Annotated in this window: 17 protein-coding genes; all 17 read left to right on the plus strand. The window is 42.8% G+C overall.

All coding sequences use genetic code 11. From position 1 onward, the window contains the following. The first annotated feature begins 193 nt into the window (after window positions 1-193). Window positions 194-562 carry a 50S ribosomal protein L14 gene (rplN, locus tag H5120_RS16030; protein ID WP_002959498.1) on the plus strand — a complete coding sequence of 123 codons (369 nt, stop codon included), beginning with the start codon at window positions 194-196 and terminating at the stop codon, window positions 560-562. A 10-nt stretch (window positions 563-572) separates the two neighbouring features. Next, entirely contained in the window at window positions 573-887 is a 315-nt protein-coding gene (gene rplX / locus H5120_RS16035; protein WP_002959496.1) for a 50S ribosomal protein L24, read from the plus strand. Between the two features lie 16 nt (window positions 888-903). Continuing rightward, window positions 904-1,443, plus strand: coding sequence for a 50S ribosomal protein L5 (rplE, locus tag H5120_RS16040; protein WP_010554915.1), 540 nt, complete (start codon window positions 904-906; stop codon window positions 1,441-1,443). A 10-nt stretch (window positions 1,444-1,453) separates the two neighbouring features. Beyond that, entirely contained in the window at window positions 1,454-1,759 is a 306-nt protein-coding gene (gene rpsN / locus H5120_RS16045) for a 30S ribosomal protein S14 (protein ID WP_006794245.1), read from the plus strand. A gap of 21 nt (window positions 1,760-1,780) precedes the next feature. After that, the gene (rpsH, locus tag H5120_RS16050; protein WP_002959491.1) at window positions 1,781-2,173 is read left to right on the plus strand and encodes a 30S ribosomal protein S8; all 393 of its coding nucleotides are present in this window, start codon (window positions 1,781-1,783) and stop codon (window positions 2,171-2,173) included. A gap of 13 nt (window positions 2,174-2,186) precedes the next feature. After that, entirely contained in the window at window positions 2,187-2,720 is a 534-nt protein-coding gene (gene rplF, locus H5120_RS16055) for a 50S ribosomal protein L6 (RefSeq protein ID WP_002959488.1), read from the plus strand. A gap of 9 nt (window positions 2,721-2,729) precedes the next feature. Further along, window positions 2,730-3,080: a 50S ribosomal protein L18 gene (rplR, locus tag H5120_RS16060; protein ID WP_002959486.1), complete on the plus strand. Its 351-nt coding sequence runs from the start codon at window positions 2,730-2,732 to the stop codon at window positions 3,078-3,080. 9 nt (window positions 3,081-3,089) lie between these two features. Then, window positions 3,090-3,596 (plus strand): 30S ribosomal protein S5, encoded by a 507-nt coding sequence (rpsE, locus tag H5120_RS16065; RefSeq protein ID WP_002959485.1) that lies wholly within the window; start codon window positions 3,090-3,092, stop codon window positions 3,594-3,596. Window positions 3,597-3,598: 2 nt separating this feature from the next. Further along, window positions 3,599-3,781, plus strand: coding sequence for a 50S ribosomal protein L30 (rpmD, locus tag H5120_RS16070; RefSeq protein WP_002959482.1), 183 nt, complete (start codon window positions 3,599-3,601; stop codon window positions 3,779-3,781). 4 nt (window positions 3,782-3,785) lie between these two features. Beyond that, window positions 3,786-4,220 (plus strand): 50S ribosomal protein L15, encoded by a 435-nt coding sequence (gene rplO / locus H5120_RS16075; protein ID WP_002959480.1) that lies wholly within the window; start codon window positions 3,786-3,788, stop codon window positions 4,218-4,220. A gap of 10 nt (window positions 4,221-4,230) precedes the next feature. Next, the gene (gene secY, locus H5120_RS16080; RefSeq protein WP_002959478.1) at window positions 4,231-5,559 is read left to right on the plus strand and encodes a preprotein translocase subunit SecY; all 1,329 of its coding nucleotides are present in this window, start codon (window positions 4,231-4,233) and stop codon (window positions 5,557-5,559) included. Between the two features lie 22 nt (window positions 5,560-5,581). Beyond that, window positions 5,582-5,695, plus strand: coding sequence for a 50S ribosomal protein L36 (gene rpmJ, locus H5120_RS16085; protein WP_002959476.1), 114 nt, complete (start codon window positions 5,582-5,584; stop codon window positions 5,693-5,695). 125 nt (window positions 5,696-5,820) lie between these two features. After that, complete coding sequence (gene rpsM, locus H5120_RS16090) at window positions 5,821-6,177, plus strand: 30S ribosomal protein S13 (RefSeq protein WP_002959473.1); 357 nt, start codon at window positions 5,821-5,823, stop codon at window positions 6,175-6,177. Between the two features lie 12 nt (window positions 6,178-6,189). Beyond that, a complete protein-coding gene (gene rpsK / locus H5120_RS16095; RefSeq protein WP_002959471.1) occupies window positions 6,190-6,576 on the plus strand; it encodes a 30S ribosomal protein S11 in 387 nt (128 codons plus the stop codon). A 21-nt stretch (window positions 6,577-6,597) separates the two neighbouring features. Continuing rightward, window positions 6,598-7,218: a 30S ribosomal protein S4 gene (rpsD, locus tag H5120_RS16100; RefSeq protein ID WP_002959461.1), complete on the plus strand. Its 621-nt coding sequence runs from the start codon at window positions 6,598-6,600 to the stop codon at window positions 7,216-7,218. Between the two features lie 24 nt (window positions 7,219-7,242). Then, a complete protein-coding gene (locus H5120_RS16105) occupies window positions 7,243-8,229 on the plus strand; it encodes a DNA-directed RNA polymerase subunit alpha (protein WP_002959452.1) in 987 nt (328 codons plus the stop codon). Between the two features lie 39 nt (window positions 8,230-8,268). Next, window positions 8,269-8,670: a 50S ribosomal protein L17 gene (gene rplQ, locus H5120_RS16110; RefSeq protein WP_002959450.1), complete on the plus strand. Its 402-nt coding sequence runs from the start codon at window positions 8,269-8,271 to the stop codon at window positions 8,668-8,670. Window positions 8,671-9,419: the final 749 nt, after the last annotated feature.

The following is a 9,419-nucleotide window of genomic DNA, read 5'->3' on the forward strand; positions in this document are numbered from 1 at the left end:
CGTAATTACTCAGCTTTAATTTCCCATCACTCCAAATTAATTAAAAAATAACCTATCGCTACCCCCTCAATGCTGGTACAATTGCCCGCCCTTAAGAGACAACTCGTTTGTTTTTGAGTGGGATTTAATCGAAATGTCTTGATTTTAAACAAATTTAAGACACGTTGTAATTACTACACCGGAGGTCATTAACATGATCCAAATGCAAACTCAGCTGGAAGTTGCTGATAACAGCGGCGCTCGCAAAGTGCAGTGTATAAAAGTCCTTGGTGGTTCTCACCGTCGCTACGCAGCGATTGGCGACATCATTAAAGTTTCTGTAAAAGAAGCTATTCCTCGCGGTAAAGTGAAGAAAGGTGATGTTAAAAACGCGGTAGTTGTGCGTACCAGAAAAGGTGTTCGCCGTCCAGATGGTTCTCTGATCCGTTTTGACAGCAACGCTGCTGTTATCTTAAATGATAACTTACAGCCAATTGGTACACGTATTTTCGGCCCTGTGACTCGCGAACTTCGTAATGATAAGTTCATGAAAATCGTTTCACTAGCCCCAGAAGTACTGTAAGGAGCCAATCATGGCAGCAAAAATACGTCGTGATGACGAAGTAATCGTACTAGCAGGTAAAGACAAAGGTAAGCGCGGAAAAGTGCTTTCAGTTGTTACTGAATCTGGTCGAATCTTTGTCGAAGGCATAAACTTGATCAAGAAACACCAAAAGCCGGTTCCACAATTGAACCAAGCTGGCGGCATTGTTGAGAAAGAAGCATCTATGGATGCATCAAACGTTGCGATCTTCAACTCGGAAACGAGTAAAGCTGATCGTGTAGGTTTCAAGATTGAAGATGGTAAGAAATTACGTATCTTTAAATCTACTGGTAAAACTATCTAATAGTTGGAGTAGAATGATGGCGAAACTGCATGAAGTATATAAAGACAAAGTAGTTGCTGAACTTCAAGAGAAGTTTGGTTTCAGCTCTGTCATGCAAGTCCCTCAGATCGAAAAGATCACATTGAATATGGGCGTGGGCGAAGCCCTAGCTGACAAGAAGATTTTAGATAACGCAGTAGCGGATCTAGCAGCAATCTCTGGTCAGAAACCTTTAATCACTAAAGCACGCAAATCTGTTGCTGGCTTTAAAGTGCGTGAAGGCTACCCGATTGGTTGTAAAGTAACCCTACGCGGCGAGCGTATGTGGGACTTTTTTGAGCGTTTGGTATCAATCGCTATCCCACGTATTCGTGACTTCCGTGGCGTAAGTGCAAAGTCTTTTGATGGACGTGGCAACTACAGCATGGGCGTACGTGAACAAATCATCTTCCCAGAAATCGATTACGATAAAGTAGACCGTGTACGCGGTATGGATATTACTATCACTACTTCTGCGAAATCTGATGAGGAAGGCCGTGCGTTGTTAGAAGCGTTTAACTTCCCATTTAAGAAATAAGGGTAGGGTTATGGCAAAGAATTCTATGAAAGCGCGCGAAGCAAAGCGCACAAAACTAGTTGCTCAGTACGCTGAAAAGCGCGCTGCACTAAAAGCTATCATCAGTGATGTTAACACATCTGAAGATGATCGTTGGGACGCGGTACTTAAGCTACAAGCTTTACCACGTGATTCTAGCCCTGCACGTCAACGTAATCGTTGTAACATTACGGGCCGCCCACATGGTTTCCTTCGCAAATTCGGCATGAGCCGTATTAAAGTTCGCGAAGCAGCTATGCGCGGTGAAATTCCTGGCCTTAAAAAGGCTAGCTGGTAATAGAATCATGGGAGTAAGACTATGAGCTTGCAAGATCCTATCGCGGATTTGTTCACACGAATTCGTAACGGTCAATCAGCGAAGAAAGTATCTGTAACGATGCCAACTTCAAAGCTGAAAGTAGCATTAGCTAAAGTACTAAAAGACGAAGGTTATATCGTAGATTTCGCTGTTAACGGCGAAACTAAACCTGAGCTTTCTATCGAGTTGAAGTACTTCGAAGGCAAAGCTGTAATTGAAAATATCCAGCGTGTAAGTCGCCCTGGTTTACGTATCTATAAGAAACGTGACCAATTACCTAAGGTAATGGGTGGTCTTGGTATCGCTATCGTATCAACTTCTAAAGGCCTAATGACAGACCGCGCAGCACGTAGTGCTGGTGTTGGTGGTGAAATCATTGGTTTTGTAGCTTAATCGGAGGGGAACTATGTCTCGCATAGCAAAGGCACCAATTACTGTTCCTGCCGGTGTAGAAGTTACATTAAAAGGCCAGGAAATCACAGTTAAAGGCAAAAACGGTGAACTTACTCGTACAATCAACAACGCTGTTGAAGTACAAGTAAATGACAACGTTATTACTACTTTACCTCGTGATGGCGTAGCTAATGCATGGGCTCAAGCAGGTACTGCTCGCGCTCTAATCAACAACATGGTTGTTGGTACGCATGAAGGTTACGAGAAGAAACTTCAGTTAGTAGGCGTGGGTTACCGTGCTGCAGCGAAGGGTAAAACATTAGATTTAACTCTTGGCTTCTCACACCCAGTTAATTTCGCAGTTCCTGAAGGAATTACGATTGAAACTCCAAGCCAAACAGAAGTTCTAGTTAAGGGCGTAGACAAGCAGTTAGTTGGTCAAACAGCTGCTAACATTCGTGCATACCGTAAACCTGAGCCTTATAAAGGTAAGGGTGTTCGTTATTCAGATGAGAATGTACGCCGTAAAGAGGCTAAGAAGAAGTAAGGTAAGACGATGGATAAAAAAACAGCTCGTCTACGTCGTGCTAAACGCACTCGTAGAAATTATATTGAACAAGGCACAACGCGTCTTGTTATCCACCGCACGCCACGTCACATATACGCTCAAGTTGTAAATGCTGAGGGTAATGTACTGGCTGCTGCTTCTACTGTTGAAAAGGCTATTAGCGAAACAGTTAAAGGCACCGGTAACGTTGAAGCTGCGCAAGCAGTTGGCAAAGCGGTTGCTGAACGTGCGGCTGACAAAGGCATCGAAAAGATTGCTTTTGATCGCAGTGGCTTTAAATATCACGGCCGTGTGAAGGCGCTAGCTGATGCTGCGCGTGAAGCCGGTTTGCAATTCTAGGAGTAGACTATGGCTAACGTAGAAGCAAAGCAACAACAGCCTGATCTAGCTGAAAAGCTAATCGCGGTGAACCGTGTGTCTAAAGTAGTTAAAGGTGGTCGTATCTTTAGCTTTACTGCACTAACTGTAGTTGGTGACGGCGCAGGTAAAGTAGGTTTTGGTTATGGTAAAGCACGTGAAGTTCCAGCTGCTATTCAAAAAGCAATGGAAAAAGCACGTCGCAACATGATCAATGTAGACCTAAATGGCAATACATTACAGCATCCTGTTAAGGGACGTCATGCTGGCTCACTAGTGTTCATGAAACCAGCCTCTGAAGGTACTGGTATCATCGCAGGTGGTGCTATGCGTGCAGTACTAGAAGTGACTGGTGTTCAGAACGTACTTTCTAAATGTTACGGTTCTACTAACCCAATCAACGTAGTACGTGCAACGATTTCGGCTCTTGAGAATATGAATTCTCCACAGTCAATCGCTGCAAAACGTGGCCTTCGCGTAGACGAAATACTGGGGTAACCATGGCAAATCAAACTGTAAAAGTAACACAAGTAAAAAGCTCTATCGGTCGTTTACCGAAACATAAAGCTACATTACGCGGTCTTGGTTTACGTCGTATCAACCACACTGTTGAGTTAGAAGACACAGCATGTGTACGTGGTATGATAAACAAGGTTTCTTACATGGTTAAGGTAGAGGGTTAATTCGATGCATTTGAATACACTTTCACCTGCTGCAGGTTCAAAAACTGCTCCAAAACGTGTTGGTCGTGGTATCGGTTCTGGTCTAGGTAAGACTGGTGGTCGTGGTCACAAAGGTCAAAAATCACGTTCTGGCGGCAAAGTACGCGTTGGTTTTGAAGGCGGTCAAATGCCTATGCAACGTCGTCTACCTAAATTTGGTTTTACTTCTCGCAAATCTTTAGTATCTGCAGAAATAAACCTTTTTGAAATCGCTAAAGTTGAAGGCGATGTGGTAGACCTAAGCGCGTTACAAGCAGCTGGTCTAGTTAAAAAGAACGTTCTTTTCGTTAAAGTTGTTAAATCTGGCGAAGTTTCACGCGCTGTTACCGTTAAAGGCCTTAAAGCCTCTAAAGGTGCTCGCGAAGCTATTGAAGCTGCCGGAGGCAAGGTAGAAGACTAAGGAAGTACTAATGGCTAAACCAGGTCAAGATACAAAAAGTGCACAAGGTGGACTTTCGGAATTGAAGCGCCGATTACTCTTCGTATTGGGTGCTATCATAATTTACCGTCTAGGTTCATTTGTGCCGATCCCTGGGATTGACGCCGCTGTACTTGCCGATTTCTTCGAGCAACAAAAGGGCACCATTGTTGAAATGTTCAACATGTTCAGTGGTGGTGCACTTGAGCGAGCTTCAGTGTTAGCACTGGGTATTATGCCGTATATCTCGGCTTCGATTATTACGCAACTATTAACGCATATGTATCCTCCGTTTATAGAGCTTAAGAAAGAAGGTGAGCAAGGGCGTAAAAAAATTAGCCAGTACACACGCTATGGCACGCTTGTGCTAGCTACTATTCAATCAATCGGTATTGCTACTAGCTTACCGGGCATGATGGAGGGGTTAGTTGTTAACCCTGGTATGGGTTTCTATTTCACCGCTGTGGTGAGTTTAGTTACTGGTACTATGTTCCTTATGTGGTTGGGTGAACAAATAACAGAGCGTGGTATCGGTAACGGTATCTCTGTTCTAATATTTGTTGGTATTGTAGCTAACTTGCCGTCTGCTATTGGTTCGACAGTCGAAATGGCGCGCCAAGGTGATTTGAATGTTTTTGTACTGTTGATGGTTGCGGTAATCGTATTCGCTGTTACTTATCTTGTAGTGTTTTTCGAACGAGGACAACGTCGTATTGTTGTTAACTACGCTAAACGCCAACAAGGTCGTCAAGTATTTGCTGCCCAAAGCACGCATTTACCACTAAAAGTAAATATGGCGGGTGTTATTCCACCAATCTTCGCTAGCAGTATAATTCTGTTCCCTGGTACAATTGCTAGCTGGTTCGGCCAAGGTGAAGGTCCAGTCGCTGATGTATTACAAGCTGTTGCTACTACGTTGACTCCAGGTCAACCGTTGTACTCGCTTGTTTTAGCTGCGGCTATTATCTTCTTCTGCTTTTTCTACACAGCGTTGGTTTTTAACCCACGTGAAACAGCAGATAACCTTAAGAAATCTGGCGCATTTATCCCAGGTATTCGTCCAGGTGAGCAGACATCTAAATACATTGATAAAGTGATGACACGCCTGACATTGGCAGGTGCTTTGTATATAACCTTTATCTGTCTGGTGCCTGAATTCATGACGATGGCGTGGCAAACGCCATTCTACTTCGGCGGTACATCAGTTTTGATTATCGTTGTAGTAATCATGGACTTTATGGCACAAGTACAGACTCACCTGATGTCTCATCAGTATGATTCTGTGCTGAAAAAAGCGAACCTTAAAGGCTACGGTCGATAAGGTCAGTTTACGGAGTTGAGCAATGAAAGTACGTGCTTCCGTTAAGAAAATATGCCGTAACTGTAAAGTTATTAAACGTGCTGGTGTAGTACGCGTAATTTGCAGTGAGCCTAAGCATAAGCAAAGGCAAGGCTAAGTAAACAGTCGTGCAGGCTGAGTTTTCTCGGCCTGTGTTTTTAGTAGTGATTTGGTCTTCGTTTGAGTATCCTTACGGGCTTTTCAAACTTTTGATTACCAAATTCGAATATAGGAGATGTGTTAGTGGCCCGTATTGCTGGCATTAACGTCCCTGATCATAAACATGCAGTTATTGGTTTAACAGCTATTTATGGTATAGGTAAGACTCGCTCTAAGGCTATCTTAGAAGCGACTGGTATCGCCGAAACCACAAAAATCGGTGAACTTTCAGACGAAATTCTTGACGTACTGCGTGATGCAGTTGGCAAGTACACTGTTGAAGGTGATCTTCGTCGTGAAGTTACTTTAAATATCAAGCGCCTAATGGACCTTGGTTGTTATCGTGGCCTACGTCACCGTCGCTCTTTACCACTACGTGGTCAAAGAACTAAGACTAACGCGCGCACCCGTAAGGGTCCTCGTAAGCCTATTAAGCGATAAGGGGATAGTATTATGGCTAAGACACCAATTCGTCGTAAAAAGGTTAAAAAACAAGTTGCTGATGGTATGGCTCATGTTCATGCGTCTTTCAACAACACTATTGTAACGATTACCGACCGTCAAGGTAATGCACTATCATGGGCTACTGCCGGTGGTTCAGGTTTCCGTGGTTCACGTAAATCTACACCATTTGCTGCTCAGGTTGCTGCAGAGCGTGCAGGTACTGCTGCTCAAGAATACGGTTTAAAAAATCTAGAAGTTTTCATTAAAGGTCCAGGTCCAGGTCGTGAATCTGCTGTACGTGCTTTGAATGCTGCTGGTTACCGTATTACCAACATTACTGACGTGACGCCAATACCACATAATGGTTGTCGTCCACCGAAGAAACGTCGCGTTTAACAATAGGTTAGGAGAAATAACATGGCAAGATATTTGGGCCCTAAGCTCAAGCTGAGTCGTCGTGAAGGTACTGACCTGTTCCTTAAGAGCGGCGTAAGAGCTATCGACTCTAAGTGTAAACTTGAGACTGCACCTGGTCAGCACGGCGCTCGTAAAGGTCGCTTATCTGATTACGGTTTACAATTACGTGAAAAGCAAAAAGTACGTCGTATCTACGGTGTATTAGAAAAGCAATTCCGTAACTACTACAAAGAAGCTGCTCGCCTTAAAGGCAACACAGGTGAAAACTTGTTACAGCTTTTAGAGCAACGTTTAGACAATGTTGTATATCGCATGGGTTTTGCTAGCACACGTGCAGAAGCACGTCAGTTAGTAAGCCATAAAGCGATTTTAGTTAATGGTCGTGTTGTGAACATTCCTTCATACGTAATTACTCCAGAAGATACTGTTGTAATCCGTGAGAAGTCTAAGACGCAAGCACGTATCATCGCTGCTCTAGAGTTGGCTGAGCAACGTGAAAAGCCGACTTGGGTTGAAGTTGACGGTAAGAAATTGGAAGGCAGCTTTAAGCGTCTACCTGAGCGTTCAGACCTGTCTGCGGACATTAATGAACAACTAATCGTCGAACTTTACTCTAAGTAAAGTTAAGAGTTAAGAGAGGATAAAATGCAGGGTTCTGTTACAGAATTTCTAAAACCAAGGTTAGTCGACATCGACGCTATCAACCCAACGCGTTCTAAAATAGTTTTAGAACCATTAGAGCGTGGCTTTGGCCATACTCTGGGTAATGCTTTACGCCGTATATTACTTTCATCTATGCCTGGATGTGCAGTAACTGAAGTTGAAATCGACGGTGTATTACATGAGTACAGCGCGAAAGAAGGCGTTCAAGAAGACATCATTGAAATACTATTAAACCTTAAAGGTTTAGCAGTAACGTTAGAAGGCAAAGATGAAGTTTTTCTGACCCTGACTAAATCTGGTGTAGGCCCTGTTACTGCGGCTGATATTCAGCACGATGGCGATGTAACAATTGCTAATCCAGATCACGTTATTTGTAATTTAACTACAAATAACAGCGAGATCAGCATGCGTATTCGTGTTGAACGTGGTCGTGGTTATGTGCCGGCATCTAGTCGTTTATCCTCTGATGACGATGAGCGTCCAATTGGTAGATTGTTGCTTGATGCATCATTTAGTCCAGTTGAACGTATTGCGTACTCGGTTGAATCAGCTCGAGTTGAGCAACGTACAGATTTAGACAAGTTAATCATTGATATGGAAACAAACGGCACTTTAGATCCAGAAGAAGCGATCCGCCGTGCGTCTACTATCTTAGCTGAGCAATTAGATGCATTCGTAGATTTACGTGATGTAACTGAGCCAGAAGAGAAAGAAGAGAAGCCAGAATTCGATCCTATTCTACTTCGTCCAGTTGATGATCTTGAATTAACAGTACGCTCAGCAAATTGTTTGAAAGCCGAGCAAATTCAATATATCGGTGATTTAGTTCAGCGCACTGAAGTTGAGCTTCTTAAAACGCCTAATTTAGGTAAGAAGTCTCTAACTGAAATTAAAGACGTGCTAGCTTCACGTGGACTTTCTCTAGGCATGCGCCTAGAAAATTGGCCACCTGCAAGCTTAGCTGAATAATCTAAATCACTATATTAGTTTAGTTAGAAGGATAGGGTCATGCGCCATCGTAAGAGTGGTCGTCAATTAAACCGTAACAGTAGCCATCGTAAAGCGATGTTTAGCAATATGGCAGGTTCTTTGGTGAAACATGAAATCATCAAAACTACTTTGCCAAAAGCGAAAGAGTTACGTCGTGTAATTGAACCTTTAATCACACTGGCTAAGACTGACAGTGTAGCAAATCGCCGTTTAGCGTTTGCTCGCACGCGTGATAATGAAGTTGTTGGTAAATTATTCAGTGAAATCGGTCCACGTAACGCGGATCGTCCAGGTGGTTACACTCGTATTCTTAAGTGTGGCTTCCGTACTGGTGATAATGCACCAATGGCTTATATTGAACTAGTTGGTCGCCCAGCGACTAGCGAAGCAGTTCAAGAAGACGCACAGTCTGCAGAGTAAGTCTTAAAGAAACCTAAAAGCCGAGCTTATGCTCGGCTTTTTCTTGCCTAAAATTTGTCAAACTATATGAACCAGTAATTACCTGCTATTATGTGCATCGACTCATAGATTCTGAATCGATAGGTTGTTTTTACAGTTATTTTAATAGCTCTGCTTAGTTACCCTTTACTTACCATCGATCCAAAATAGCCTATCCGATTTTAGTTAAAGAGCATTTTTACTTTATATAGTGATTTACAGTTATTAATAATAGCACTTCGAATTTAACTGCCATTAAGCAATCCCTAACGAAGTTTTTATTGATTAGAGCTGATCAGAAGATATAAGGGTCGCTCTCTTATCTATATACCGGTACTAAGAACCTCATAGTAAAGCTAACCATTGGGGCCTTAGTAAGCTCACTTCTCAAATAAAAATATAGCCCACTGAATTTAAATCTCAGCTTTTGACTATTTCAAATGATTTTAGTAACACGACTCTTAACTTATTGGTTGGCTTTTTCAGCATTGATGATCCAAATATGTCCCTACTGATCACTAGTTACCATAACTTTGACTTTAAATAGCTCTATAAACCTCTCAATACAGGTGGTTTAGTTGTGTTTTTGAGCGTTTAGCTCAAATACTCAGCGAACAGCACATTATTTCAAGTTTTCTTCAAAAAAGGGTTGATCTGTTTTTGGATCTCCCTATAATGCGACCCCACTGAGACGGGAAACGCCAACGCATAGCGAGGCACGAACAACTCAG

The sequence above is a fragment of the Pseudoalteromonas sp. SR43-2 genome, from assembly GCF_014163885.1.
GTDB lineage: Bacteria > Pseudomonadota > Gammaproteobacteria > Enterobacterales > Alteromonadaceae > Pseudoalteromonas > Pseudoalteromonas distincta.